The organism is Rathayibacter sp. VKM Ac-2804, assembly GCF_009866655.1.
Classification (GTDB): Bacteria; Actinomycetota; Actinomycetes; order Actinomycetales; family Microbacteriaceae; genus Rathayibacter.
In genome coordinates this window covers 561,589-586,616 of record NZ_CP047420.1, presented here as the reverse complement: position 1 = coordinate 586,616, position 25,028 = coordinate 561,589, and the positions used below count along the sequence as shown (strand labels likewise).

The window sequence follows — 25,028 nt, the reverse complement described above, 5'->3', positions numbered from 1 at the left end:
TCCCACGCCGCGTCCAGGCTCCCCCGGGGCGCGCCGCCGCGATAGGTTCGAGCGTCCGCTGACGAACGACCCCGGAGACCGCGATGCCGCAGTTCGACCTCCCGCTCGAGCTCCTCGAGCAGTACCAGCCCGATCTGCCGGAGCCCGAGGGCTTCGCGGATTTCTGGCGCGAGACCATCGCCGAGGCCCGCGGCCTCGCGACCGAGCCCGTCTTCGAGCCGGTCGACGCCGGCTTCCCGCTCCTGGAGACGTTCGACGTCACCTTCTCCGGATTCGGCGGCCACCCGATCCGCGGCTGGCTGATCCTCCCCCGCGGCGTCGAGGGCCCGCTCCCCGCGCTGGTCACCTACATCGGCTACGGCGGCGGCCGCGGCCTGGTCGACGAGTGGACCGCGATGAGCGCCGCCGGCTACGCGCACCTGGTGATGGACACCCGCGGCCAGGGCTCCGGCCACCGCGGCGGCGACACCCCCGACCCCGTCGGCAGCGGCCCGCACGTCAGCGGCTTCATGACCCAGGGCATCGAGTCGCCCGCGGACCACTTCTACCGCCGCGTCTTCACCGACGCGGTCCGCGCGCTCGACGTGCTGCGCGCGCACCCCGCGGTCGACCCCGCCCGCGTCGCGATCTCGGGCGGCAGCCAGGGCGGCGGCATCTGCCTCGCCGTCGCCGGTGTCCTGGGCCTGCTCGGCGAGTCGGAGTCGGCGCGCGCCGCGATCATCGACGTCCCGTTCCTCAGCCACATCGGCCACGCCGTGCGGATCGTGGAGACCATGCCCTACGGCGAGGTCGTGCGCTACCTGCGCACCCACCGCGGCTCGGAGTCGTTCGTCTTCGACACGCTGTCCTACTTCGACGGCACCTCGTTCGCCCCGCACGCCGAGGTCCCGGCGATGTTCTCCGTCGCCCTGCTCGACGAGATCTGCCCGCCCTCCACCGTCTACGCCTCCTACAACCGCTACGCCGGCCCGCGCGAGATCCGGGTCTACCCGTTCAACGGCCACGAGGGCGGCGAGGTGTTCCAGATCCGCGAGCACGTGCGCTTCCTGGCCCGCGAGCTGGCGTAGAGGGCGAGCAGTTCGACCGGCTCAGCCCGACTGCGCGTCGAGCATCGCCGTGCCGATGCGGTCCTCCAGGTCGGCCAGCTCGTCGAGGACGTCGACGGCCACCCAGGCCTGGTCCCGCTTGCGGTCGGTCAGCGGAGTCAGCACGCCGACGGCGACGAGCTGCCCGATCGCCGCGCCGACGCTCGAGGGCGCCCGTCCGGTCAGCTCGATCGCGCGGGCGGTCGTGACGATCGGGTGGTCGAGGAGCCCGTCGAGGAGGAGCGCCGCCGCGCTCCCCGCGCGCGGCCGGACGGCGGCCCGCCACGCGGCCGGGAGCGCCTCGAGGACGGCGGCCGTCCGGGCCGATTCGGGAGCCGCGACCGCGCAGGCCCGCGCGAGCTCGTCGACGAAGGGCGCGAGCGCGCCGTCGCGGCAGTCGTTCACCAGCTCGAAGTAGCGCTCGCGATCCGCGACCAGCGCCGACGCCACGGGGACGACCGTGGTCCTCGTGAGTCCCCGACGGCGGAGGATCGCGGTGATCAGCGCGCGGCCGATGCGCCCGTTCCCGTCGGTGAAGGGGTGGATCGACTCGAACTGCGCGTGCGCGATCGCGGCCTGCACGATCGGGTCGGGGTCGCTCCGATTCGAGAACCGGACCAGGTCGGCCATCAGCGCCGGGACCGTCTCGGGCGGCGGGGGGACGTGCACCGCGCCCCGCGGGGAGTGGTCGCTGCCGCCGATCCAGTTCTGCATCGGCCGGTAGGCCCCGGCGTACCGCGCGTCCACCGGGTCGTCGGCCATCAGGACCCGGTGCGCCGTGAGGATCGCGGCCTCGTCGATCAGGCCGGTCCGGCCGGCGGCATCGACCATGCCCGTCATCGCGTCGGCCGCGGCCACCATCGACGTCGCACTGGAGTTCGCTCGGATGCCGATCGTGGCGCGAGCGCAGTCCTCGAGGCTCGCGTCCTCGTCTTCGATCCTGGAGGAGGAGACGGCCTCGGTCCGGAGCAGGAGCCGACCGAGCACGCCGAGCCGGTTCCCGTACTCGGCGTCCAGGGCGATGACCGCGTGTCGCGCGTCGTCGAGCGCCGGCCGGGAAGCGGGCGGCGGCTCCCACGAGCGCTCCGCGATGAGCGGCGGCAGGGCGACCACGACCTCGCTGAGCATCCGGTCAGCGCGCGTGCCGGCTCGGACGGTCTGTCGCCAGGGCCGCGTCTCGTACTCGTGCGCCGGCCACTCGGACGTCATCCGGCTCCCCTCGACACCCCGAATCAGCGGGTGCGTTGTTTCGGGTTAATACTACGACCCGAATCAGCGACCGCGCTGTTTCGGGTTGCGGGTGCAGTCCGACGGGCATCGCTTTGTGACGTCGTGCGACGACAGCGGTGCCGATTCCCGGCCGCACTGGGCACGATCGAGGGATGACTCGTCAGATCCGCTTCAACGCCTTCGACATGAACTGCGTCGCCCACCAGAGCTCGGGTATGTGGCGCCACCCGCAGGACCAGTCCTGGCGCTACAAGGACCTCTCCTACTGGACCGATCTGGCGAAGCTGCTCGAGCGGGGCACCTTCGACGGCATCTTCATCGCCGACGTGCTCGGCACCTACGACGTCTACGGCGGCTCGAACGAGGCCGCGATCCGGCACGGCGCGCAGGTCCCGGTGAACGACCCGATCCTGCTCGTCTCGGCGATGGCCGCGGCGACCGAGCACCTCGGCTTCGGCATCACGGCCGGCACCGCCTACGAGCACCCGTACCCGTTCGCGCGGCGCATGTCGACGCTCGACCATCTGACCAAGGGCCGCGTCGGCTGGAACGTCGTCACCGGCTACCTGCCCAGCGCCGCGCGCAACATGGGCCACGAGGACCAGCTCGAGCACGACGACCGCTACGACGTCGCCGACGAGTACCTCGAGGTCCTCTACAAGCTGTGGGAGGGGTCGTGGGAGGACGACGCCGTGATCCGCGACCGCGAGTCCGGCGTGTTCACCGACCCGGCGAAGGTGCACGAGATCGGCCACCGCGGCAAGAACTTCACGGTGCCCGGCATCCACCTCTCCGAGCCGTCGCTGCAGCGCACGCCCGTCATCTACCAGGCGGGCGCCTCGCCGCGCGGGATCCGCTTCGCGGCGGGCAACGCGGAGGCGATCTTCGTCGCGTCCTCGACCAAGGCGGGACTGAAGGCCACCGTCTCGCGGATCCGCGACGCGCTCGAGGCGGCCGGCCGCGACCGCTACTCCGCGAAGATCTACACGCTGCTGACGATCATCACCGACGAGACCAGCGAGAAGGCGCACGCGAAGCACCGCGACTACCTCTCCTACGCGAGCGAGGAGGGCGCGCTGGTCTTCATGTCGGGCTGGATGGGCATCGATCTGTCGCAGTACGACCTCGACGAGCCGATCGGCAACGTGAAGAGCAACGCGATCCAGTCGACCGTCGCCAACTTCCAGGAGGCGAACGAGGACGGCAGCGAGTGGAAGGTCCGCGACATCGCCAAGCTCGGCGCGATCGGCGGGCTCGGCCCGTTCGTCGTCGGCTCGCCCTCCGAGGTGGCCGACCACCTGCAGGAGTGGGTCGAGGACACCGACGTCGACGGCTTCAACCTCGCCTACGCGATCACCCCGGGCACCTTCGAGGACGTCGTCGAGTTCATCGTTCCGGAGCTGCGCCGCCGCGGCGCCTACCCCGACGAGTACGTCGAGGGCAGCCTCCGCCAGAAGCTGCACGGCCGCGGCGACCGCCTGCCCGAGGAGCACCTCGGCGCCGGCTTCCGCTACCGCGCGGACGCCTGACGCGGGGTCTCGATACGCCCCACCGCACGCAGAAGCACCCCGCCGCAGTGCGCGACGGGGTGCTTCTGTGCGTGGGCGAGGAGCGTCAGCCCTCGAAGGTGGCGTCGAGCGTGATCTCGACTCCGGTGAGCGCCTTGCTGACGGGGCAGGTGTTCTTCGCGTCCTCGGCGGCCTTGAGGAACGCGGCCTCGTCGATGCCGGAGACCTCGCCGCTGACGACGAGGGCGATCTTGGTCAGCTTGAAGCCGCCGGCCGAGTCCGGGCCGAGCGAGACGTCGGCGCGGACGTCGAGGGCCTCGACGGTGCCGCCGGCCTGGCCGAGGACGGCGGAGAACTGCATGGCGTAGCAGGCGGAGTGCGCGGCGCCGAGGAGCTCCTCGGGGCTGGTCGAGCCGTTGGCGTCGTCGGCCGCGCGCTTGGGGAACGAGACGTCGTAGGTGCCGAGCTTCGAGCTCGAGAGCTCGACCTGGCCCTCGCCGGTCTCGAGCGAGCCGTTCCAGGCGGTGCGTGCAGAACGAGTGGGCATGGTTCCTCCTTCGGGACGGGGAGCGCCTGCCGTACCGGCGCTCTCCCTGGGGTCCCGAGCCTAGGGGAACGATCGTTCTCCTGCAATGCACTGGCGCAGGACGTCGGCTGTGCGTGCGCTCAGTGCAGCAGCTTCAGCCCGATCACGCAGCCGACGATCCCGAGGACCAGCAGCGTGCGGACGAGCGAGAAGCCCTCGCCGCCGAAGAGCATGCCGTAGAGCACGGTCAGCGAGGCGCCGATGCCGACCCAGACGGCGTAGGCCGTGCCGGTGGGCAGGTCGCGCATCGCGTAGGCCAGCCCGGACAGGCTGGCGACGACGCCGACTCCGAAGACCACGGTCGGCCAGAGGCGGGTGAACCCCTCCGACTTGCCGAGGGCGGTGGCCCACACGGCCTCGAGGACACCGGAGACGATCAGGACGATCCAGGACACGACGACTCACTCCTTCGAGTCAGTCTTGTCGTGCTGCCGGGTACTGCTCCCTCGTCCGGATCGCCGTCATCGGCTCCCGCCAGCCTGCCACCGGGCCCTGGGCAGGCCCTGGGCAGCGCGGGCCGCACCGTGTCAGGCGTCCGTGCGGGCGCGCCTGCGGCGGGTGATCAGGTGCAGCAGCACGCCGACGACGAGCAGGGCCCCCGCGGAGAGCCAGACCGTCGGCTCCTGCTGGCTGAGCAGGAGGACGCAGGAGGCGACGCCCAGCACCGGGATCGCGGTCCAGACCCGGAAGTGCTCGTGCTCGACGCGGTCGCGCCGCAGGACCAGGACCGACACGTTCGTGCTGATGAACACCAGCAGCAGGAGCAGCACCACGGTCTCCGCGAGGGTCGCGAGATCGCCGACGAGGGTCAGCAGCGCGGCGGCGACGGTCGTGACGGCGATGGCGACCCACGGCGTCCGCCGCTTCGGCAGCACCCGGCCGAGGACGCCCGGCAGCAGCCCCTCCTTCGCCATGCCGTAGGTGACGCGGCTGGCCATGATCATCGTCAGCAGCGCGCCGTTGGCCACCGCGATCAGCGCGATGACGCTGAACAGCCAGGCCGGGACCCCGGCGGCGCTCGCGGTCACGACGTCGAGCAGCGGGGCGGAGGAGCCGGCCAGGTCGTCGGCGGGGACGGCGATCGAGCTGGCCAGGCCGACCAGCAGGTACACGCCGCCGGCGGTGATCAGCGCGCCGAAGAGCGCGCGCGGGTAGATCCGGCTCGGGTCGCGCAGCTCCTCGGCGATGTTGGCCGAGGTCTCGAAGCCGACGAAGGAGTAGTAGGCGATGATCGCCGCGCCGAGCACAGCCAGCACGGGCGCCTGCTCGGAGCTCAGCTCGACGGTGCGGCCGAGGTCGCCGCCACCGGCCGCGAGCATCAGCGCGACGCAGACGATGACGATCAGCAGGCCGCCGACCTCGATCACAGTCATCACCGTGTTGCTGAGCAGCGACTCCGCCACCCCGCGGGCGTTGAGGCAGGCCACGAGCACGAGGAAGACGATCGCCGTGGGCACGGTCGGCACGTCGAGGAAGGTGCCGAGGTAGTCGCCCGCGAAGGCGAGCGAGAGGCCCGCGGCGCTGGTGACTCCGGCCGCGAGCATCGCGAAGCCGACGAGGAACGAGACGATCGGGCGGCGGAAGGCCCGCTGGGCGAAGACGGCCGCGCCGCCGGCCTTCGGGTACTTGGTGACCAGCTCGGCGTAGGAGCCCGCGGTCAGCAGCGCCAGGCCGAGGGCGACCAGCAGCGGCAGCCAGACCGCGCCGCCGACCTCCGCCGACAGGGTGCCCATCAGCGCGTAGATCCCGGCGCCGAGGACGTCGCCGAGGATGAAGAAGTAGAGCAGAGGCCCGGTGATGCGGCGCCGGAGCGACGTGCCCTGCTCGTCGGTGGTCGTCACGCGAGCACCCGGTGGCCGCCGCCGCGCTGCCGCGCCATCTCGGCGCCGAGGCGCTCGGCCTCCTCGCGGGAGTCGTGGCGGGTGAGCGGGACGGCGGCGCCCGCGATGCGGTTGTGCCAGCCGGCGTCGTCGGCGTAGGTCTCGATCGCGGCGACGCGGTCGCCGGTGGTCCTGCTGGTGTGCGCACTCAAGGGCGCCTCCGTCTCTCCCCGCCTCTCGGAGAGACCGGGCCCACCAGACAACCCCGCGCGGCGCCGTCGGCCACAGGGGGTTGACGGCTCCGCGGACCGCCGAGGAGGACCGGAGAGGAGGGCTCAGCCGGCGACGGTGGCGGCCGGATCGAGGTGGTCGGCCAGCGCGTCGATCGCCTGGTCCCAGCCGTCGTAGAACGAGTCGTCGCCCTTCTCGCCGTCCACACCGGCCAGCTCGAAGGTCAGCCGGGTCAGCTCGCCGGCCGAGCGGATCGACACGGTCGCGACGGGCGCGTCCGCGTCGCCGGGCTCGCCCCAGGTGAAGACGAGCTTCTCGGGAGCCGTGACCTCGCGGTAGACACCGCCGGTCGGGTAGGTCTCCTCACTCGCGGTGGAGACCATCGTGTAGGCGTAGCGGCCGCCGACCTTCAGGTCCACCTCGACGGTGTCCCGCGGCGTGGTCAGCCCGCGCGGGTGCCACCACTGGGCGATCTCGTCGGGGTCGGTCCACGCGCTCCAGATCTCCTGGGGCGTCGCGTCGAACAGCCGGGTGAGGGTGAAGCCCTGAGCGTCGTCGGTCATGGTGGTGCTCCTTGCTGAGCGTCGGAAAGGGGTGCGCGCGAGCGTACTCCGGGGGCCTCCGAGGCTCCTCCACTCGGTTCCCCGCGTGCAACCCGGACCGGGCTGCTCGATCAGCGTGCGGCCGCCCGGGTCAGCTGCCGAGGCGGCCCGTCAGGCGGCGGTGGAAGCCGCTGCTGCGCTCGTCGAGGCCCTCGATCGTGACGGTGGCGCCGTGGTCGCGGTACTTCGTCTCGATGGAGTCGAGGGCGGCGACGGTGGAGGCGTCCCAGATCTGGGCGCGGCCGAGGTCGATGACGACGGCGGACGGATCGTCGGAGTAGGCGAAGCGGTCGACGAGGTCGTTGCTGCTGCCGAAGAAGAGCGGGCCGGTCACGGTGTAGCGGACGGACGCGCCGTCGTCGGCGACGGCGCGCTCGACCGCGATGACGTGGGCGACGCGACGGGCGAAGAGGATCATCGCGAGGATCACTCCGACGAGCACGCCGAGCGCGAGGTTGTCGGTCGCGACGACGACCACGACGGTGACGACCATCACGAGCGTCTCGGGCACGGGCATCCGGCGCAGGGTCGAGGGGCGGAGGCTGTGCCAGTCGACCGTGCTGATCGCGACGATCATCATCACCGCGGCGAGCGCCACCATCGGGATGCGGCCCATCACGGAGCTGAGGCCGGTGACCAGCGCGAGCAGGAAGACGCCGGCGACGATCGTCGAGAGGCGGGTGCGCGCGCCGCCGGTCTTCACGTTGAGCACGGTCTGGCCGATCATCGCGCAGCCGGCGATGCCGCCGTAGAAGCCGGCGAGCAGGTTCGAGACACCGAGCGCCCAGGACTCGCGGCCCTTGTGCGAGGGGGTGCCGGTCATCTCGTCGACGAGCTTGGCGGTGAGCAGCGTCTCCATCAGGCCGACGAAGGCGACGCTGAGCGCGGTCGGCAGGATCAGCTGCAGCGTGGCGAGGTCCAGCGGCACCAGGAACGGGGTGATGCCGGGCAGCTGCCCGGTCAGCGGTCCCTCGTCGGCGACGTCCGGGACGGCGAGGTTCGCCAGGATGACGACGGCCGTCACCACCACGATCGCGACGAGCGGGGCCGGCACCGCGGTGGTGAAGCGGGGCAGCACGAAGATGATCAGCAGGGTCGCGGCGAAGAGCGCGTAGGCGATCCACGGGACGTCGATGACGTGAGGCACCTGCGCGAGGAAGATCAGGATCCCGAGCGCATTGACGAAGCCGATCATCACGGAGCGCGGGATGAACCGCATCAGCCGGGCGAGACCGGCGAAGCCGAAGACGATCTGGATGACCGCGGCGAGGATCACCGTCGGCAGCACGTACTCGACGCCGTGCTCCGAGACGAGCGGCGCGATGACCAGCGCGACGGAGCCGGCCGCCGCGGTGATCACGCCCGGGCGCCCGCCGAGGATCGACATGGTCAGGGCGAGGACGATCGACGCGACGAGGCTGACCATCGGGTCCACTCCCGCGACGACCGAGAAGGAGATCACCTCCGGCACCAGGGCGAGCGTCGTCACCATGCCGGCGAGCACCTCGCGGGAGAGCTGGCGCGGCGAGCGGAGGGCGTCGAGGACGGTGATCGCGCGGTTCGCGACAGCGGGGCGGGGCCCGGGCAGGCTGGTGGGGCTGGTGGGGACGGACACGACGGACCAACCTACCGTAACGTGAGGGTTGACGGAACGGAGTCGAGATGACGGACGAGCACAGCACCGAGCTGACGGCCGAGGAGGTCGAGGCGACCATGCGCATCGGCGAGCTCGCCGACCGGTCGTCGCTGTCGCTGCGGACCATCCGGCACTACGACGAGGTCGGGCTGCTCCGGCCGAGCGGGCGCACCGAGGGCGGATTCCGCCTCTACACCGAGCGCGACTTCGACCGCCTGCTGCTCATCCGCCGGATGAAGCCGCTCGGCTACACGCTCGACGCGATGACCGAGCTGCTGCGCGTCGTCGACAGCCTGGAGCAGGCGGAGACACCGGAGGAGACCGCCGCGATCCGCGCGCGCCTGGCCGCCTTCGAGGAGGAGGCGTCGCTCCGCCGCGCGAAGCTGCAGGACCAGCTGGCGATGGCCGACGAGTTCCTCGCCCTGCTCCGCGCGCGCTGAGGCGGCGAGCAGGGCGAGGCGATCGGCCGGGCCCGGCTACAGGATGAAGAGCATCTCCTGGTAGGTCGGCAGCGGCCACAGGTCGTCGGCGATGACGCTCTCGATCGTGTCGGCCGCCTCGCGGACCGCCGCCATCGCCGGGATCAGCGCGGCACGGGCGTGCTCCGCCTCGTCGAGGGCCGTGTGGCCCGGCTCCGCGGCGAGCGCGTCCTTCAGCCCGGCGAGCGCCGTGCGCAGGTCGGCGATCGGCGCGCCCACCTCGTGCAGCGGCGCGAGATCCGGCTGCACTCCCGCGGACTTCAGCGCGCCGACGTTCAGCGCGACCTCGGTCTGGTGCCGCACGGCGGCCGGCAGGATCGAGGTCGTGCCCATCTCGAGCGTCAACCGCGCCTCGACACCGACCGACAGTGCGTACTGCTCGAGGCCGATCTCGTAGCGGCTGTGCATCTCGCGCTGGTTGAAGACCTTGTACTTCTCGAAGAGCTCGAGTGCGGAGTCGGTGATCAGCTCGGGCAGGGCGTCGAGCGTCGTGCGCAGGTTGGCGAGCCCGCGCTTCTCGGCCTCGATCGGCCAGGCGTCCGCGTAGCCGTCGCCGTTGAAGACGACCGCGCCGTGCTCGGTGATGATCGCGGTCAGGAGGTCCTGCACCGCGGTGTCGAAGTCGGTGCCGGCGGCGACCGCGGTCTCGAGCTCGGTCGCGGCGAAGTCGAGCGACTCCGCCATGATCGTGGCGATCGTCACCATCGGGCCGGCGACCGACTGCATCGAGCCCGGCGCGCGGAACTCGAAGCGGTTGCCGGTGAAGGCGAACGGGCTGGTGCGGTTGCGGTCGCCCGGGTCGGTCGGGAGGATCGGCAGCGTGTCGACGCCGATCTGCATCGCGCCGCGCCCCTTCGACGAGGTCGCCGGGCCCTTCGCGAGCTGCTCGAAGACGTCGGCGAGCTGGTCGCCGAGGAAGATCGAGATGATCGCGGGCGGGGCCTCGTTGGCGCCGAGGCGGTGGTCGTTCGAGGCGGAGGCGACGGAGGCGCGCAGCAGCCCGCCGTAGCGGTGCACCGCGCGGATGACCGCGGCGCAGAACACCAGGAACTGCGCGTTCTCGTGCGGGGTGTCACCGGGGACGAGGAGCGAGCCGAGCTCGCTGTTGCCGAGCGAGAAGTTGACGTGCTTGCCCGAGCCGTTGACCCCGAGGAAGGGCTTCTCGTGGAAGAGGCACTCCATCCCGTGCTTCTTCGCGACCGACTTGAACGTGGTCATCAGGAGCTGCTGGTGGTCGGCGGCGATGTTGCCGCGCTCGAACATCGGGGCGATCTCGAACTGCCCCGGCGCGACCTCGTTGTGCCGGGTCTTCGCGGGGATGCCGAGCTTGAACAGCTCGCGCTCGGTGTCCATCATGAAGCCGAGCACGCGCTCCGGGATGGCGCCGAAGTAGTGGTCGTCGAACTCCTGGCCCTTGGGCGGCTTGGTGCCGAAGAGGGTGCGGCCGGCGTTCAGCAGGTCGGGGCGGGCGAGGAAGAAGTGCCGGTCGATCAGGAAGTACTCCTGCTCCGGTCCGCAGAACGAGACGACGGGCTTCGGCGCGACGTGCCCGAAGAGCTTCAGGATGCGGACGGCGTGCTCGCCCATCGCCTGCTGCGAGCGCAGCAGCGGCGTCTTGTGGTCGAGGGCCTCGCCGGTCATCGAGACGAAGACGGTCGGGATGCAGAGCGTGTTGCCGTTCGGGTTCTCGAGCACGTAGGCCGGGCTGGTGACGTCCCAGCCGGTGTAGCCGCGGGCCTCGAAGGTGTTGCGGAGCCCGCCGTTGGGGAAGCTCGACGCGTCGGGCTCGCCCTGGACCAGGGTCTTGCCGGCGAACTCGGCCAGCGCGGAGCCGTCGCCGACCGGCTCGAAGAAGCTGTCGTGCTTCTCGGCGGTCAGCCCGGTCAGCGGGTAGAAGACGTGCGCGTAGTGGGTGGCGCCCTTCTCGAGGGCCCAGTCCTTCATCGCCGAGGCGACGGCGTCGGCGACCAGCGGGTCGAGCACGGCGCCGTGCTCGATGGTGGCCATCACCGACTTGAAGACCGACTTCGGCAGGCGCTGCCGCATCACGATCGTGCTGAAGACGTTCGAGCCGAAGATCTCGCCCGGAGCTTCGGTCTGGTCGAAGACGACCGCGGGGGGGACGTAGGCTTCGACGTCCTTGATCGCGTCGCGGCGGACCGTGTTCCCACTCATGTGTGCCCCGTTCAGCGGCGTCGTGCTCCGCGCCGACCGCGGAGACCGTGGCCAGGCTAGGGAGCGCAGATGCCGGGGCTGTTTCGGGGCGGTGACGTTCTCCCCCGGCCTGTCGCTCTCGCGCGTCTGCTTGCATGGGGGGATGAGCCTGCAGCGGACCGATGTGCTGATCGTCGGCGGCGGACCGGTCGGCGTGCTGCTGGGCGCGCTGCTCGCCCGCCGCGGGGTCGACGTGCAGGTCTGGGAGCGGCGGACCGCGGTGCCCGCCGGCTCGCGGGCGATCGGCATCCATCCGCCCTCGCTCGACGCGATGGCCGAGGTCGGCGCGACCGAGCGGATCCTCGCCGAGGGCGTCCGGGTCGCCGAGGGCGTCGCGATCAGCCGGCGCCGGGTGCTCGGGGCGCTGTCGTTCGCGCGGGCCTCGCGCACGCATCCGTACGTCGTCACCCTCGACCAGCACCGGACCGAGTCGATCCTGCGCGACCGGCTTCGCGAGGTGGCGCCGGACGCGCTGTGCTCGGGTGTCACGCTGACCGGACTCGACCGCGGGCGCGACCACGTCGACGCGACCGGGGCGGACGAGCACGGCGCTCCCGTGACGGTGCGCGCCGCCTTCGTCGTCGGCGCGGACGGGGCGCGCAGCGCGGTGCGCGAGCTGCTCGGGATCCGCAGCACGGGCCGCGACTACCCGGACTCCTACGTGATGGGCGACTTCGCCGATCCGGAGCCGGCCGCGCGGGCCTCGTCGGCGCTCGTCGACGTCGGGCCGGACGGCGTGATCGAGTCGTTCCCGCTGCCGGGCGGGCGGCGGCGCTACGTGGCGCTCGCGGGTGACGACCTCGAGGCGCCCGCGTGGCGGCCGGATGCGGCGCCCGATCCCGTCGCGGCCCTGGCGCTCAGCACCGTGGTGCGGGCGCGCACCGGCGCGGAGCCCGACCCGGCGACCTGCACGATGCTCAGCGGCTTCCAGGTGCGGCGACGCGCGGCGGAGCGGATCGGCGTGGGCAGGGTGGTGCTGATCGGGGACGCGGCGCACGAGATCAGCCCGATCGGCGGGCAGGGGATGAATCTGGGCTGGCTGGATGCCGCCGAACTGGCGCCGCTGCTCGCGGACGCCGTGCGCAGCGGTGCGGCCGGACCGTTCCCCCCTCGCGCGGCGGCGGACGCGGGGCGCGGCGCGCGCGCGGCAGGCCGAGCTGAACATGGCGGCGGGGCGGCCGACCGGCGGGGCAGGGCTGCTCGGCCGCGAGGGACTGCTGCGGGCGCTGCTGGCGCTGCCGACCTCGGACGTGCTGGCGCGGGTGTACTCGATGCGCTGGTCGTAGGGCCGGCGGCGCGGGCGGCGCTGCCGGTCAGGCGACCAGTCGCGCGCCCGCCAGGCCGAGCTCGACGACGAGGACGAGCGACGAGGCGATCACCAGGCGGAACAGCGTGCGGGTGGGCGGGCCGGTGAGCACCAGGCGGATGCCGGCGGCCGCGAGGACGAGGACCGCGAGCGTCGCGACGACGGCGAGGACGACTCCGGGCCCGCCGACCGGATCGTCGCCGACGACCTGGCCGAGCAGCACGAGCACCGCGCCGAGCATCAGCGAGCCGAACGCGACGACGCCGGAGAGGCGCAGGCCGAGGCGGTGCGGGAAGCCGCGGACGCCGGTCGCCTCGTCGTCGACGAGGTCGGGCAGCACGTTGGTGCAGTGGATCGCGACGCCGAAGACAGCGCCTGTGGCGACCGCCCACCAGGCCGGCAGCTGCCCGCCGCCCGCGGCGACCGACACGACGGGGAGCAGCCCGAAGGCGACCAGGAACGGTGCGACGGAGAACGCGGTGCGCTTGAGTCCGGCGTCGTAGGCCCAGCCCGCGGCGACGAGGACCAGGTGGGCGACCGCGGCGACCGGCCCGAGCAGGAGCGAGAGCACGACGGCGACCGCGGCGGTGCCGAGCGCGGCGGCGCGGACCTCGCCGACGCTGATCCGGCCGAGCGCGACGGGCTTGTCGGTCCGGCCGACGGCGCGGTCGCGATCGGCGTCGATCCAGTCGTTGGCCAGGCCGATCGACAGCTGCCCGGCGAACACGGCGAGCGCCACGAGGACGACGATCCCGAGCGGATGCCCGGACGCCGCGGCGAGGACGGTCGCCAGCACGGTGACGGTGACGGTCGGCCCGGGATGCGACGAGGCCAGCAGGAGGCGCACCCGGGACGTCATCCGGCCAGCCTACGGCGGGCGTGCGCGCGGCAGCACGGGGCGACAGGGCGGGCAGAGGAAAACCCCGGGTCAGTGGCCCGATACCGGGGTTCCCGTGTCGTGGCCAGAGGGACATGTCGCCGCGGCGATATCGGTCATCAAAGGCTCTCGATGAACCGGGAGTCTACGCACGACCGCCAACGTCTCGCGCCACCGCGCGTCCGCGGTGACCGAGCAGCGTTCCGGCGCATCCAGCGACAACACCGCTTCACCTCTCGGTAGTGGGAATCATGCTGGTCGAGTAGCCCCGCAGGGGCGTATCGAGACCCGGCGTCATCAGCAGGGCAGGTCTGCAGACCCGTCCTTCCGATGCCGGTGGATCTCGATACGCCCGCTGCGCGGGCTCCTCGATCAGCAGGGGACGCGGTGCCGCTGCGCAGGTGTGGGTGGCGGTGATCATGCTGGTCGAGCAGCCCGCAGGGCGTATCGAGACCCCGCCATCGCCAGGCCGAGGGTCCTCCGCTTCATGCTGGTCGAGTAGCCCCGCAGGGGCGTATCGAGACCTTCCCCGTCGGCGCAGTGCCTCCTCCACAGCCCCAGTTCGGCCCCCGATCGTCCTTTTGCGTCCTTGAGCCGGCCCGCGTGTCGGTAGTCCTTGATTCAATACTTGTATGAGGGATTTCGGATCGACAGAGGCAGTGCTCGCGCACCTGCGCGTGCTCAGCGACCGTGCCGCCGCGAACGCCCGCGCCGCAGCCCAGCCGCGTCTCGCCGAGGCCCGGTACCTCTACGACTTCCATCGCACTGCACTCGCCCACCCCGACGCCTTCGCCCGCGGCGCGACCCCCAGCGAGACCCGCGATCTCGTCGAGCGCTCCATCCGCGCAGAGCTCGCGGTCGCGGAGGGTTTGTCGGAGCAGGTGATCGCCCGCCGTCTCGAGAACGCGCAGCTGCTCTTCGAGCACCTGCCGCTCACGCGCGCCCTGCTCGCGCAGGCGCGCCTGCACTGGGAGGAAGGGGAGGCGATCTGCGCGACCGCAGGCAGCCTGCCCGAGTCCTCACGTGCCGCCCTCGACGAGCGCGCCGCGGAGGCGGCGCCGTCGATGACGCTCACGCAGCTGCGCCGCGCCCTGCGCCGCTGGCGGGAGGAGCTGCACCAGGAGTCCCTCGCGGCGCGGCACGCCCGCGCCCGAGCGGATCGCGCCGTCTGGGTGACGCCGGACGTGGACGGCATGGCGATGCTCTGCGTGTACGGCCCGGCACCTGCCGTGATGGGCGCATACGACCGCGCGGACCGGATGGCGCGCGCTCTGCGCGACGCAGGCGATGTGCGCACGCTCTCGCAGCTCCGCGCGGACGTCGCCGTGGACCTGCTCTGCGACGGCGACATCATCGGCACCACTCCCGACGCCGAGGACCGCCCCGACCCGTCGTTCGTCCCCGGTGTCCGCGCGGAGGTGCGCCTGACGCTCGCGGCATCCACGGCCGTCGACCTCGATGACGAGCCCGCTGAGCTGGACGGCTACGGCCCCGTCCCCGCCGACGTGGCTCGGGAGCTGATCCGCACGGCCGCCTCGTTCACCCGAGTGCTCACCGAACGGGACACCGGTGCCGTCGTGTCCGTCGGCCGGACCCAGCGCGTCCCGCCGTCGCGGATGCGCCTCCATCTGCAGTTGCGGGATCAGACCTGCCGCTTCGCCGGCTGCCTCCGCACCTCCGCCCGCAGCGAGGCCGACCACACCCTCGAGTGGCGCAACGGCGGAGAGACCTCCCTCGAGAACCTGGTCTCGCTGTGCACGGCGCACCATCATCTCCGGCACGGCGACCGATGGACGTACACGAAGGACGACGACGGGGCGATCGTGTGGACGACGCCGACCGGACGGCGCGTCAGCAACCGGCCGCCCCCGCTGCCCGGGCGACCGCCGGACCCGCCCCGCCGACCCTGCTTCGTCGACGAGCCGCCGCCGTTCTGACGGTTGCATGCTGGTCGAGTAGCCCGCAGGGCGTATCGAGACCCGCCCCATCGCGGCGCGCCTCCACAGAGAGGCGGCTCCGGCGAAGGCCGATGCCGAGGCGCACAGGGGAACCCCAGAAAGGTGCCAGGCGGCGCATCGGGTCGGAGCCGTAGGCTCGGAGCGTTCTGAAACCGCTCCCACACCCCGGGGGCGGCGACCCCCACGACGCCAAGGACGACGCCGATGAACCGCATGCCGAGCAACCGCACCACCGTGATCACCGCGCTGGCCTGCGGCCTGCTGCTCTCGACCGGAGTGGCCGCCCAGGGCGCCGCCGCCGACACGGCCGCCGCGTCGCTCGAGGACCACCTCGGCCCGGACAGCGCCGCGGGCGACACGCTGCTGGTGAACGGGCGTGCGTACCCGCTCGAGTAGCGATCGGCCACGGCTCGGAGGATTCCCGCCGGGCAGGTCGGCCGAGGCGGGTCGGCCCAGGCAGGTCGGCCGAGGCAGGTCGGCCCAGGCAGGTCGGCCGAGGCGGGTCGGCCCAGGCAGGTCGGCACTGAGTAGTTCCCTCCAGGCCGCCCCGAAAGGGTGGTACCCGCTCCCTGTGAATCTCATCACACTGAGGAGCCTCCTCGACGGACGCGGTCCAGCCGCGCTCGGGTCTCGCGGGCGCAGCACCGCACCCGACCGTCGCTCGTCCTGGAGTCGTCATGCCCGAACACCGTCCTGCCCGCTCGCGGGTCCTTGCCCTCGCCACCGCCCTCGCGGTCGGCTTCGGGCTGCTCGTCGCCCCGGCTGCCGCGGCCGCGGAGGCGGCGCCGTCGGCCGCGCCGGTCTCGGAGACCTCCGGCCAGTGGCACACGGACGCGCCGGCCGCCCGGCAGGCCGCACCGCAGGCAGTGGAGCCGCGAGCGCTGGTCGCCGCGACTCCGCCCGCGAACGACCTGCGCGAGAACGCGACAGTCGTCACGAGCCTGCCCTACTCCGCGTACGGCGTTCCCTACATCGGGGCGACCCTGTCGGAAGGCGAGGACTCGACCTGCCGGACGACCGATCCGGACTACTCCGAGTACTTCGAAGGGGGAGACGGCTCGATCTGGTTCAAGTACACGTCGACCACGCGGCAGACTCTGACGTTCAGCGGGACCTCGCCCGGGTCTCCGTCGATCGTCAGTGCCTTCGCAGAGGGTCCGACGACCGATGCCACTCGGATCAGCTGCGTGGAGGAGGGTTATCGCGACCAGAACTTCGTGCAGGCGGAAGCCGGCCGCACCTATTACTTCCAGGTCAGCTCCGACATGTCCTGGTCCAGCACTCTGTCCGGAACGGCCCAGTTCTCCCTCTCCGCAAGCGCCCCTGTTCTCGGGACCACGTACCCGTCGGCTCCGGCGATCTCGACGCTCCCCGCGACAGTGCAGGGGTCGACTCTCAAGGTCGACAGCAACTGGTACCAGCCCTATACCGGGTGCGACTACAACCCGTTCTTGGGCTCAGTCTGGTACAAGTACCGCGCGACAACGACCGGAAGCGTGCTCGCCGATGTCGGCGAAAGCTTCGCTCCGATGAACGTCGCCGTCTACGACTCCGATGGAGTGACGCCGGGGCGCCAGCTCGGCTGCGGAGACGCCTTGGCCGAGCCCGGGTACTCCGAACACGACCCGGACCGTGCCAACGTCGAGTTCGCCGCCACTGCCGGAAGGACCTACTTCATCCAGGTAGGGAATTACAGCTTCTTCGAAGGCGACTTCATCCTGAAGCTGGCCGCCATCGGCACACTCACTGCACCGACGCCGACCGTCTCCGGCTCAGGAGCGGTCGGCGACACTCTGACCGCCGTGCCCGGCACGTGGGGGCCGCAGCCGGTGACGCTGAGCTACCAGTGGCTGAGAAACGGCTCGCCGATCAGCGACGCGACCGGCCCTCAGTACGTCGTCTCGCAGTGGGATCTCGGAAACGCGATCACCGTGCAGGTCACCGGCACCAAGGCCGGCTACGCGACGGCCGCGCGAACCAGCGCTGCCGTCACTGTCACCGCGGGTTCGCTGACCAACTCCGTGCCGACCGTCACCGGGTCCGCCGCGGTCGGCGGGACGCTCACCGCCAACCCCGGCAACTGGGGTCCCGCGCCCGTCGACCTCGCGTACCAGTGGAAGCGCAACGGGACCGCGATCGCCGGGGCCACGGGGAGCAGCTACGTCGTCACCTCCGCCGACTCCGGGACCGCGCTCACCGTCAGCGTCACCGGCACCAAGTACGGGTACACGACCGCGACCCGCACGAGCTCGGCCATCCAGGTCGGGCTGCCGCTGCAGACGCTGATGCCGACGCCCACGATCACCGGCAGCACCACCGTCGGCTCGACGCTCACCGCGAATCCGGGGACCTGGGACTCCGGCGTGACGCTGAGCTACCAGTGGAAGAAGAACGGCGGCACGTACATCTCCGGCGCCACCGCGAAGACGTACGTCCTCAAGGCCTCCGATGCCGGAGCGACGCTGACCGTCTCCGTCACCGGCACCAAGACCGGCTACTCCCCCGCGACCAAGACCAGTGCGACGACGGCCGCCGTCACCAACGGCGCGGTCATCACGGGAGCGACGCCGACCATCACCGGCACCGCGACCGTCGGGCAGAAGCTGACCGCCGTCCCCGGCACCTGGACGCCCTCGCCCGTGACCCTCGCGTACCAGTGGCAGCGCAACGGCACCGCGATCAGCGGCGCCACCGCGAGCACGTACACGCTCGTCGCTGCCGACGCGGGAGCGGCGATCACCGTCGCCGTGACCGGCACCAAGTCCGGCTACACCGCGGTCACCAAGACCAGCGCCGCGGTCACCGCGAAGGCGGCGCTGCAGACGCTCATGCCGACGCCGACGATCACCGGGACGACGAAGGTCGGCTCGACCCTCACCGCGAACCCGGGGACCTGGGACGCCGGCACCACGCTGACCTACCAGTGGAAGAAGAACGGCGGCACGTACATCTCCGGCGCCACCGCGAAGACCTACGTGCTCAAGGCCTCGGACGCCGGCGCGACGATCACCGTCTCCGTCACCTCCACCAGGACCGGCTACTCCCCCGCCACCAAGACCAGCGCCACCACGGCGCTCGTCACCGGCGGCGTCCTCACCGGCGCGACCCCGACGATCACCGGAACGGCGAAGGTCGGCCAGACCCTCACCGCGGTTCCCGGCACCTGGTCGCCCGCGCCCGTCACGCTGAGCTACCAGTGGAAGCGCGGCGGCACGGCGATCTCGGGCGCGACGTCGGCGACCTACAAGACGGTGTCGGCGGACGCGGGCAAGGCGATCACGGTGACGGTCACCGGCACGAAGGCGGGCTACACGACGCTGAGCAGGACGAGCGCGGCCAAGACCGTCGTCAAGTGAGCACCGTCGCGAAGTAACCCCCCGGACACCTGAGGGGGGCGCGGGCGTGCGAGGCTTGATGGTCGCCGCCCGCCCCTCCTCCCTCAGGACACCGTGAACACCCCTCAGCGCACCAGCAAGAGCACCAGCACCAGCACGACCGCGAGCACCGCCGCCTTCCCCTGGATCGGGCTGCTCACGCTCGCCGGGGCCGTCTTCGTGTCGGTCACCAGCGAGTTCCTGCCGACCGGCCTCATCCCGGACATGTCGCGCGACCTGGGCGTCAGCATCCCGCTGACCGGTCAGCTGGTGACGATCTTCGCGGCGACCGTCGTCATCGCGACGACCCCGCTGACGCTGGTGACGCAGCGGTTCTCGCGGAAGAGCCTGCTCCTGGTCGCGCTGGGCACCATCGCGGTCGCGAACGTGCTGGCCGCGCTCGCGCCGACCTTCGCGCTGCTGGTCGGCGCGCGCATCCTCGGCGGACTGGCGCACGGGCTGTTCTGGGCGATCGTCGCCGCCTATTCGGCGCACCTCGTCGCTCCGGAGCACCTCGGCCGGGCGACCGCGATCACGGCCGGCGGCGGCTCGGCGGCCTTCGTCCTCGGCGTGCCGGTGGGCACCGCGCTCGGCCACGCGTTCGGCTGGCGGCCGACGTTCGCGATCCTCGGTGCGATCGTGCTGCTGCTGGCGCTGCTCGTCGTGAAGTTCCTGCCCGCGGTCGACCACAGCATCCCGCTGCGCACCGGCGAGATCCGGCTGCCCGCCCGCAAGGACCGCAGCCTGCCGCGCATCATCGGCGTCTGCGTCGTCATCCTGCTGGTGCTGATCGGCCAGAACACGCTCTCGACCTACGTCACGCCGTGGCTCGAGAACGCGTCGTTCTCCTCCGACAGCGTGCCGCTCCTCCTCTTCGCGTTCGGCGGGGCGGGCGCGGTGGGCCTCGTGCTCGCCGGCTTCGCGACCGACCGCTTCCCGCGCTCCGGCTTCGTGGTCGCGGCGATCGCCGTCGTGATCGCGCTGGTCGCGCTCGGGCTGGCCGCCGGCTCGCAGGCCACGGTCGCGATCGTCGTCGCGGCGATCGTCTGGAACATCGCGTTCGGCGGCATCCCGGCGATGCTGCAGACGCGGATGCTGCGCACCTCCTCGTTCCAGCTGCGCAGCCTCGCCGCCGCGCTGCAGACCACGGCGTTCAACATCGGCATCGGCGGCGGCGCGATCGTCGGCGGGCTGACCATCGACGCGGCGGGACTCGACCTGCTGCCGTGGGTCGCGATCGTGATGATCGCGGTCGGCCTCGTGGTGAGCCTGATCGTGGAGGCGCGCGCGTCGTCGGCGGTGCGCCGGGAGCAGGCCGCGGCGGTCCGCTAGAGCGAGGCGCCTCCTCCGGACGGACGACGATCTGCCCGACGAGTGCGGGATAGCGTGAAGCGCATGAGTCAGAGCACGATCCCCGTTCCCGGCCAGCCGTACTACGGCGCTCCCCCGGTCGCCGCGATCCGCCGCTTCTTCACGCAGTACGCGCGCTTCCGCGGCAGGGCGAGCCGCGCGGAGTACTGGTGGGTCGTCCTCGCGGTGACCCTGGTGAACGTGGTGCTGCGACTGCTCGACGGCGCAGGGCCGGGCGTGCAGCTCTCGTTCACGCCCTTCCGCTCGGGCGAGCTGGACTTCGCGACGCCCTGGGTCGCCGTGCTCGCGGGGGCGATCGCGCTCGGCACGCTGGTGCCCTCGCTCGCGCTGATCTGGCGACGGCTGCACGACGTGAACCGCAGCGGGATGTGGATCTTCGCGCTGTTCATCCCGATCGCGGGCGCCGTGTTCCTGCTGATCCTGTTCTTGCTGCCGCCGCGGCCGGAGGGGATGCGCTTCGACTGACGCGCGCGCCCTCTACGGTGAGGGCGTGACTGCGCGCGGCAACGACTTCGACGCCCTGCGGCTGGCCGCCGCGCTGATGGTCGTCGTCGGGCACGGTGCGGTGCTGCTGGGCGAGCCGGCGCCGCGGCTGCTCGGGCTGCCGGTGCACTCGCTCGGGGTCTCGGTGTTCTTCTGCGTCAGCGGATTCCTGATCGCGGGGAGCATGGAACGGGCGCCGACCGCGGGGCGGTTCCTCTGGCACCGCGTGCTGCGGATCTTCCCGGCGCTGATCGTCGTGGTCGCGGTGAGCATGCTCGCGCTCGGGCCGCTGGTGACGTCGCTGCCGGTCGGGGCGTACTTCTCGTCCGGGCAGACCTGGGCCTATGCGCTCAACGTGCCGCTGCTGGCGCAGTACGAGCTGCCGGGCGTCTTCGACTCGGCGGTGCACGCGCGGCCGGCGGTGAACGGCTCGCTCTGGACGCTCGGGGTCGAGTTCTGCTGCTACCTCGGGGTGCTGGCGCTGCGGTGGGTGCCGGGGCGGGGGCGGGCTCGCGGGGTGCTCGCGGTGGTGGCGCTCGTCGGGCTCGGGTTCGTGACGGGGCTGGGCGGGGCGGTCGGGTCCTCCGCGGAGCTGTGCGCGTTCTTCGCGGCGGCCGCGGCGGTGCGGCTGCTGGTGCCGGCCGCGTGGCTGCGCTGGCCGGCCGGCGTCGTGGCGCTCGCGGTGCTGCTCCTCGCGGCCGGGACTCCGCTGCAGCAGGTCGCGCTGTGGATCGCGCTGCCGGTGCTCGTGATCGTCGTCGGCACCGGATCGCTGCCGGTGCTTCGGCGGGCGGCGCGGTTCGGCGACTTCTCCTACGGGCTGTACCTGTGGAGCTATCCGGTGCAGCAGCTGGTGCTGGAGGTGCTGGGGCGGCTGCCGACGGCGGCGAACCTGGCGCTCGTCGTGGCGGTGACGCTCCTGCTCGCGGCGGCGTCGTGGTGGCTGGTCGAGCGGCCGGCGCTGCGCTGGAAGAGGCTGCTCGACCGGCAGGAAGGGGCTACGCGCACCAGTCGCGGGAGACGCCGTTGACGCTGCGGGAGGTGTCGCCGGTGCCGAGGTCGACGAGGACGGTCGAGGTGGCGCTGAAGCCGGGGACGTCGGGGTAGTCGTCGGGGACGCCCTCCGCGGAGACGGCCTCGACGGCGGCGAACTGGCTGTTGGGCGAGAGGCAGAGGCCGCGGATCCGGCCGGTCGGCGAGGTGCGGAAGATCTCGGTGGTGCCGCTCGCGTCGACGCGGACGACGGAGTACTGGGCGGTGCCGGTCTCGGGCGAGTAGTCAGCCTCGAGCTCGAGGTAGCTGTCGGAGTCCAGGAGCAGCAGCTGCACGGGCGAGGTGGTCGGGCCGACGTCGGCGGGCGGCAGGGCGAGGGTCTCGACGGAGCCGTCGGCGAGGTCGATGACGGAGCCGGAGTCGGGGTCGGCGACGACCAGGCGGTTCGCGCCGGGGACGAAGCCGCGCAGCTCGGCGTGCTGGCCGAGGGGGCTGATGGTGCCGGGGGTCAGCAGGTCGACGAGCAGCACGGTGTCGTCGAGCGAGTGGGTGACGACGGAGGTGGTGCCGGGCACGAACATCCAGTCGGTCGCGCGCAGCGGCCCGCCGTCGATGCCGGTGATCGGCACGGCCTCCGCCTTCTGGTCGGTGAGGTCGTAGGCGTAGAGCGCGCGGTCGAGCGGGCCGGTGGGCGCGGAGCCGGTGAAGGTCCAGCCGAGCACGCCCTTCTCGGGCGACGCGTGCAGCTCGCGGACGACGCCCGGGCCGGGCAGCGGGATGACGCCCTCCGAGCCGGTGTCGAGGGTGAGCGTGCGGAGGAGGGTCGTGTCGTCGGGCTCGAGGGTCACGACGACGAGCACCGGGCCGACGACGGCGTAGTCCTGGATCCGGTCGGCCGTGTAGAGGACGCGGGTGTCGCCGCCGGAGAGCGGGCGGACGCGGATGGCGTCGGGCTGCGCGGGGTCCTCGGCGGTGCGGTCGAGGGTGAAGAGATCCGGGTCCTTCGTGGTGAAGGCGGCGGAGAGGTCGGACTCGGCGCCGGTCGCGGTGCCCTGCGCGCCGTCGATCGCGATCTCGTACTCGGTGGCGTAGCGGAGCGTGTCGTCGAAGGTGACGGTGAGCACGCCGCCCTCGAGCTCAGCGGTGTGCGGGGCCTCGGGAGTGACGCGGACGCGGTCGAGGGCGTCGGGCTCGATCGCCTGGTCGAGGTGCACGCGGGCGCGGCCGCCGTCGCGCTCGACGACGCCCGAGGTGCTGACCTCGAGCGAGGCGACGCGCGGGCCCTTGCCGATCGTGGCGGCGGTGAGGCCGCCGACGGCGAGGACGAGGACGGCGGTGGCGGTCCAGAAGACGCGCGAGAACGCTCGCTCAGTAGACATACGGCATCGCCGGCTCGTCGATCGGCGTCACGACGTCGGGCTCGAGGACGACCGCCTCGGCGCTGGTGACGCTCGGGTTCGCGCCGAAGCCGCCGGTCACCTCCAGCCACTCGCCCTCGGTGTAGGTGTCGGCCCAGCCCGGCTGGTGGATCGGCACGCCGACCGGCTGCGCGTCGACGGCGCAGCAGGTGACGATGAAGCGGGCGACGTAGAAGACGTTCTCGGGGTCGCTCGCGTCGGGGGTGACGAAGCCGCTGACCGTCGCGGTGCGGCCGGCCAGGAACTGCTCGCTCGCGCCCTGGCGCAGCAGCGTCGCCCAGTCGCGCACGGTGAAGGACGCGGTGTCGCCGGTGGGGGCCTGCGCGGTGACCGAGGCGTCGACGGCGCTGGTGTTGACCTCGCGCTGGGTCGCGGTCGAGGCGGTCAGCGCGGCGGGCGGCACGACGAGCAGCGCGACGGCGGCGCAGGCGATCACCGCGAGGCTGCCGAGCGCGGCGAGACCGGCGCGCCAGCGGCGGCGCGGGGCGTGCTCGTGCAGGTGGTCCTCCGCATGCCCGTCGTCCTCCTCCGCCCCCGGCACGATCGCGAAGGCGCAGAGCAGCAGCACCGCCGCGACCGCCGCGAGGATCACCGAGAACTCGAAGTAGCGGGGGTGGATGTAGAGGCCGAGGCGTCCGGTCGCCGCGAGCCAGAGCGTCGAGACGACGCCGATCAGGCTGAGGACGACGCCCTTCCAGCGGGCCAGCAGGCGTTCAGAGCGCATGGTTCACCGCCAGGCCGAGGACCGCGGCGCAGAGGCCGACCAGCGCGGTGATCCGCACGAGCGTGCGCGCGGAGAAGGTGGTGCGCAGCAGCGCGAGCATCTTGATGTCGATCATCGGGCCGAAGACGAGGAACGCGATGATGCCGCCGGGCAGGAACGTCGAGCCGAAGGAGAGCACGAAGAACGCGTCGACGTTGGAGCAGATCGAGATCACGAAGGCGAGGACCATCAGCGCGAGGACCGACCAGAGCGGGTCGCCGCCGAGGGTGGTCAGCACGTCGCGGGAGACGCCGACCTGGATCAGTCCGGCGATCGCCGCGCCGACGAAGAGCGCCGGCAGCATCGCGCCGGTCTCCTCGGCGAAGAGCAGCACGCTGCGGCGGGCCTTGGCGCGGACCGTGCGGGAGGGGCGCTCGCCCGCCTCGCAGGCCGCGCGGAACCGCGGGGTCAGCAGCGCCATCGGGTCGGTGTGCCGGCTGAAGATCCAGCCGACCAGGTTCGCGATGACGAAGCCGCCGACGATGCGCCAGACCAGGATCCCGTCGGCCCAGCCGAAGGCCTGATAGGTCGTGACGATGGTGATCGGGTTCACGATCGGCGCCGCGAGCAGGAACGTCATCGACTCCGAGACGGACAGGCCCTTCACGATGAGCCCGCGCGCGAGCGGCACGTTGCCGCACTCGCAGACCGGCAGCAGCACGCCGAGCAGCGAGATCACCAGGCGGCGCGGCAGGGCGCGCTTCGGCAGGATCCTCAGCAGCACCGCCTCCGGCACCCAGAGCTGCACGGCGATCGAGAGCACGATGCCGAGGAAGACGAACGGCAGCGACTCGATGACGACGCTGATCGCCAGGGTGAGGAAGTCGCGGACGGCGTCGGAGAGCACGTCGCCGGCGGCGTCGGGCGAGAGGACGCGGAGGAGCGCGGCGGCCGCGACGAGCGCGAGGCCGAGGCCGATGCGGCGGGCGAGGACGACGCGGTCGCTCCCGGACGGAGTCGTCCCGCGCCGGGTCGTTCCGCGCCGGGTCGTGGCGGTCGCCTGGTCGATCGTCATCCGGACCATCGTAAGCGGGGCGGAACGCGAGGATTCGTTCCGTCCTTGTCCCCCGCCGCGGGAGGGACTCGCGCGGGAC

Annotated in this window: 22 protein-coding genes and 1 riboswitch; of the genes, 10 read left to right on the top strand and 12 right to left on the bottom strand. The window is 72.2% G+C overall.

Annotation, left to right across the window (positions count from 1 at the left end; translation table 11 throughout):
* Positions 1-83: 83 nt before the first annotated feature.
* Positions 84-1,067, top strand: a complete 984-nt coding sequence (locus GTU73_RS02750) for an acetylxylan esterase (RefSeq protein WP_127888170.1) — start codon at positions 84-86, stop codon at positions 1,065-1,067.
* 21 nt (positions 1,068-1,088) lie between these two features.
* Here GTU73_RS02750 and GTU73_RS02745 read toward each other — a convergent pair whose 3' ends face one another.
* Positions 1,089-2,294 carry a Fic family protein gene (locus tag GTU73_RS02745; RefSeq protein ID WP_160086771.1) on the bottom strand — a complete coding sequence of 402 codons (1,206 nt, stop codon included), beginning with the start codon at positions 2,292-2,294 and terminating at the stop codon, positions 1,089-1,091.
* Positions 2,295-2,467: 173 nt separating this feature from the next.
* Here GTU73_RS02745 and GTU73_RS02740 point away from each other — a divergent pair, with 173 nt between their 5' ends.
* Positions 2,468-3,844: an LLM class flavin-dependent oxidoreductase gene (locus GTU73_RS02740; RefSeq protein WP_160086769.1), complete on the top strand. Its 1,377-nt coding sequence runs from the start codon at positions 2,468-2,470 to the stop codon at positions 3,842-3,844.
* Positions 3,845-3,929: 85 nt separating this feature from the next.
* Here the strand turns inward: GTU73_RS02740 and GTU73_RS02735 are convergent, their stop codons facing one another.
* From GTU73_RS02735 to GTU73_RS02710, 6 genes are all read right to left on the bottom strand, one after another.
* Positions 3,930-4,370 carry an OsmC family peroxiredoxin gene (locus GTU73_RS02735; RefSeq protein WP_123444486.1) on the bottom strand — a complete coding sequence of 147 codons (441 nt, stop codon included), beginning with the start codon at positions 4,368-4,370 and terminating at the stop codon, positions 3,930-3,932.
* A gap of 119 nt (positions 4,371-4,489) precedes the next feature.
* Positions 4,490-4,804 carry a multidrug efflux SMR transporter gene (locus GTU73_RS02730; RefSeq protein ID WP_160086767.1) on the bottom strand — a complete coding sequence of 105 codons (315 nt, stop codon included), beginning with the start codon at positions 4,802-4,804 and terminating at the stop codon, positions 4,490-4,492.
* 13 nt (positions 4,805-4,817) lie between these two features.
* A riboswitch (guanidine-III (ykkC-III) riboswitch) is annotated at positions 4,818-4,883 on the bottom strand.
* A gap of 53 nt (positions 4,884-4,936) precedes the next feature.
* Entirely contained in the window at positions 4,937-6,250 is a 1,314-nt protein-coding gene (locus GTU73_RS02725; protein WP_160086765.1) for an APC family permease, read from the bottom strand.
* Positions 6,247-6,441: a DUF2188 domain-containing protein gene (locus GTU73_RS02720; protein WP_160086763.1), complete on the bottom strand. Its 195-nt coding sequence runs from the start codon at positions 6,439-6,441 to the stop codon at positions 6,247-6,249. Before GTU73_RS02720 ends, GTU73_RS02725 begins: the two co-directional genes overlap by 4 nt.
* Before the next feature lie 123 nt (positions 6,442-6,564).
* Entirely contained in the window at positions 6,565-7,023 is a 459-nt protein-coding gene (locus tag GTU73_RS02715; protein WP_160086761.1) for an SRPBCC domain-containing protein, read from the bottom strand.
* Between the two features lie 130 nt (positions 7,024-7,153).
* On the bottom strand, positions 7,154-8,650 hold the full coding sequence (locus GTU73_RS02710) for a SulP family inorganic anion transporter (protein WP_244231889.1): 1,497 nt from the start codon (positions 8,648-8,650) through the stop codon (positions 7,154-7,156).
* Between the two features lie 74 nt (positions 8,651-8,724).
* On the opposite strand from GTU73_RS02710, the gene GTU73_RS02705 reads away from it, so the two are divergent.
* Positions 8,725-9,138 (top strand): MerR family transcriptional regulator, encoded by a 414-nt coding sequence (locus GTU73_RS02705; RefSeq protein ID WP_160086759.1) that lies wholly within the window; start codon positions 8,725-8,727, stop codon positions 9,136-9,138.
* Between the two features lie 36 nt (positions 9,139-9,174).
* On the opposite strand, the gene GTU73_RS02700 is transcribed toward GTU73_RS02705, so the two are convergent.
* The gene (locus GTU73_RS02700) at positions 9,175-11,352 is read right to left on the bottom strand and encodes a glutamine synthetase III (RefSeq protein WP_160086757.1); all 2,178 of its coding nucleotides are present in this window, start codon (positions 11,350-11,352) and stop codon (positions 9,175-9,177) included.
* A gap of 142 nt (positions 11,353-11,494) precedes the next feature.
* Here GTU73_RS02700 and GTU73_RS02695 point away from each other — a divergent pair, with 142 nt between their 5' ends.
* Positions 11,495-12,805 carry an NAD(P)/FAD-dependent oxidoreductase gene (locus tag GTU73_RS02695; protein ID WP_244231745.1) on the top strand — a complete coding sequence of 437 codons (1,311 nt, stop codon included), beginning with the start codon at positions 11,495-11,497 and terminating at the stop codon, positions 12,803-12,805.
* On the opposite strand, the gene GTU73_RS02690 is transcribed toward GTU73_RS02695, so the two are convergent.
* Complete coding sequence (locus GTU73_RS02690; RefSeq protein WP_160086755.1) at positions 12,705-13,556, bottom strand: UbiA family prenyltransferase; 852 nt, start codon at positions 13,554-13,556, stop codon at positions 12,705-12,707. The two genes, GTU73_RS02695 and GTU73_RS02690, sit on opposite strands and share 101 nt — an antisense overlap.
* A gap of 650 nt (positions 13,557-14,206) precedes the next feature.
* Between GTU73_RS02690 and GTU73_RS02685 the strand changes: the two genes are divergently transcribed.
* From GTU73_RS02685 to GTU73_RS02660, 6 genes are all read left to right on the top strand, one after another.
* The gene (locus tag GTU73_RS02685) at positions 14,207-15,511 is read left to right on the top strand and encodes an HNH endonuclease signature motif containing protein (protein ID WP_160086753.1); all 1,305 of its coding nucleotides are present in this window, start codon (positions 14,207-14,209) and stop codon (positions 15,509-15,511) included.
* Between the two features lie 225 nt (positions 15,512-15,736).
* The gene (locus tag GTU73_RS02680; RefSeq protein ID WP_160086751.1) at positions 15,737-15,928 is read left to right on the top strand and encodes a hypothetical protein; all 192 of its coding nucleotides are present in this window, start codon (positions 15,737-15,739) and stop codon (positions 15,926-15,928) included.
* Positions 15,929-16,209: 281 nt separating this feature from the next.
* Complete coding sequence (locus GTU73_RS02675; protein ID WP_160086749.1) at positions 16,210-18,888, top strand: hypothetical protein; 2,679 nt, start codon at positions 16,210-16,212, stop codon at positions 18,886-18,888.
* Between the two features lie 93 nt (positions 18,889-18,981).
* Entirely contained in the window at positions 18,982-20,238 is a 1,257-nt protein-coding gene (locus GTU73_RS02670) for an MFS transporter (RefSeq protein WP_160086747.1), read from the top strand.
* 63 nt (positions 20,239-20,301) lie between these two features.
* Positions 20,302-20,742, top strand: a complete 441-nt coding sequence (locus GTU73_RS02665; protein ID WP_160086745.1) for a DUF805 domain-containing protein — start codon at positions 20,302-20,304, stop codon at positions 20,740-20,742.
* Between the two features lie 25 nt (positions 20,743-20,767).
* Positions 20,768-21,790, top strand: a complete 1,023-nt coding sequence (locus GTU73_RS02660; protein ID WP_160086743.1) for an acyltransferase — start codon at positions 20,768-20,770, stop codon at positions 21,788-21,790.
* On the opposite strand, the gene GTU73_RS02655 is transcribed toward GTU73_RS02660, so the two are convergent.
* Genes GTU73_RS02655 through GTU73_RS02645 form a run of 3 tightly spaced genes read right to left on the bottom strand, consistent with a single transcriptional unit; the run spans position 21,759 to position 24,949 of the window.
* Positions 21,759-23,132 carry a hypothetical protein gene (locus GTU73_RS02655; protein ID WP_160086741.1) on the bottom strand — a complete coding sequence of 458 codons (1,374 nt, stop codon included), beginning with the start codon at positions 23,130-23,132 and terminating at the stop codon, positions 21,759-21,761. The genes GTU73_RS02660 and GTU73_RS02655 overlap by 32 nt on opposite strands.
* Entirely contained in the window at positions 23,122-23,895 is a 774-nt protein-coding gene (locus tag GTU73_RS02650) for a TIGR03943 family protein (RefSeq protein WP_160086739.1), read from the bottom strand. The genes GTU73_RS02655 and GTU73_RS02650 overlap by 11 nt, the downstream gene beginning before the upstream one ends.
* Positions 23,885-24,949 (bottom strand): permease, encoded by a 1,065-nt coding sequence (locus tag GTU73_RS02645; protein WP_160086738.1) that lies wholly within the window; start codon positions 24,947-24,949, stop codon positions 23,885-23,887. The genes GTU73_RS02650 and GTU73_RS02645 overlap by 11 nt, the downstream gene beginning before the upstream one ends.
* Between the last annotated feature and the right edge of the window lie 79 nt (positions 24,950-25,028).

What these genes read in the sequence shown, in the direction of transcription:
- GTU73_RS02665 (WP_160086745.1), top strand. Translation starts at nt 20,302, where the DNA reads ATGAGTCAGAGCACGATCCCCGTTCCCGGCCAGCCGTACTACGGCGCT.
- GTU73_RS02675 (WP_160086749.1), top strand. Translation starts at nt 16,210, where the DNA reads ATGCCCGAACACCGTCCTGCCCGCTCGCGGGTCCTTGCCCTCGCCACC.
- GTU73_RS02695 (WP_244231745.1), top strand. Translation starts at nt 11,495, where the DNA reads ATGAGCCTGCAGCGGACCGATGTGCTGATCGTCGGCGGCGGACCGGTC.
- GTU73_RS02735 (WP_123444486.1), bottom strand. Translation starts at nt 4,370, where the DNA reads ATGCCCACTCGTTCTGCACGCACCGCCTGGAACGGCTCGCTCGAGACC.
- GTU73_RS02645 (WP_160086738.1), bottom strand. Translation starts at nt 24,949, where the DNA reads ATGACGATCGACCAGGCGACCGCCACGACCCGGCGCGGAACGACCCGG.
- GTU73_RS02715 (WP_160086761.1), bottom strand. Translation starts at nt 7,023, where the DNA reads ATGACCGACGACGCTCAGGGCTTCACCCTCACCCGGCTGTTCGACGCG.
- GTU73_RS02690 (WP_160086755.1), bottom strand. Translation starts at nt 13,556, where the DNA reads ATGACGTCCCGGGTGCGCCTCCTGCTGGCCTCGTCGCATCCCGGGCCG.
- GTU73_RS02655 (WP_160086741.1), bottom strand. Translation starts at nt 23,132, where the DNA reads ATGTCTACTGAGCGAGCGTTCTCGCGCGTCTTCTGGACCGCCACCGCC.
- GTU73_RS02740 (WP_160086769.1), top strand. Translation starts at nt 2,468, where the DNA reads ATGACTCGTCAGATCCGCTTCAACGCCTTCGACATGAACTGCGTCGCC.
- GTU73_RS02705 (WP_160086759.1), top strand. Translation starts at nt 8,725, where the DNA reads ATGACGGACGAGCACAGCACCGAGCTGACGGCCGAGGAGGTCGAGGCG.
- GTU73_RS02750 (WP_127888170.1), top strand. Translation starts at nt 84, where the DNA reads ATGCCGCAGTTCGACCTCCCGCTCGAGCTCCTCGAGCAGTACCAGCCC.
- GTU73_RS02650 (WP_160086739.1), bottom strand. Translation starts at nt 23,895, where the DNA reads ATGCGCTCTGAACGCCTGCTGGCCCGCTGGAAGGGCGTCGTCCTCAGC.
- GTU73_RS02685 (WP_160086753.1), top strand. Translation starts at nt 14,207, where the DNA reads ATGAGGGATTTCGGATCGACAGAGGCAGTGCTCGCGCACCTGCGCGTG.
- GTU73_RS02745 (WP_160086771.1), bottom strand. Translation starts at nt 2,294, where the DNA reads ATGACGTCCGAGTGGCCGGCGCACGAGTACGAGACGCGGCCCTGGCGA.
- GTU73_RS02680 (WP_160086751.1), top strand. Translation starts at nt 15,737, where the DNA reads ATGAACCGCATGCCGAGCAACCGCACCACCGTGATCACCGCGCTGGCC.
- GTU73_RS02700 (WP_160086757.1), bottom strand. Translation starts at nt 11,352, where the DNA reads ATGAGTGGGAACACGGTCCGCCGCGACGCGATCAAGGACGTCGAAGCC.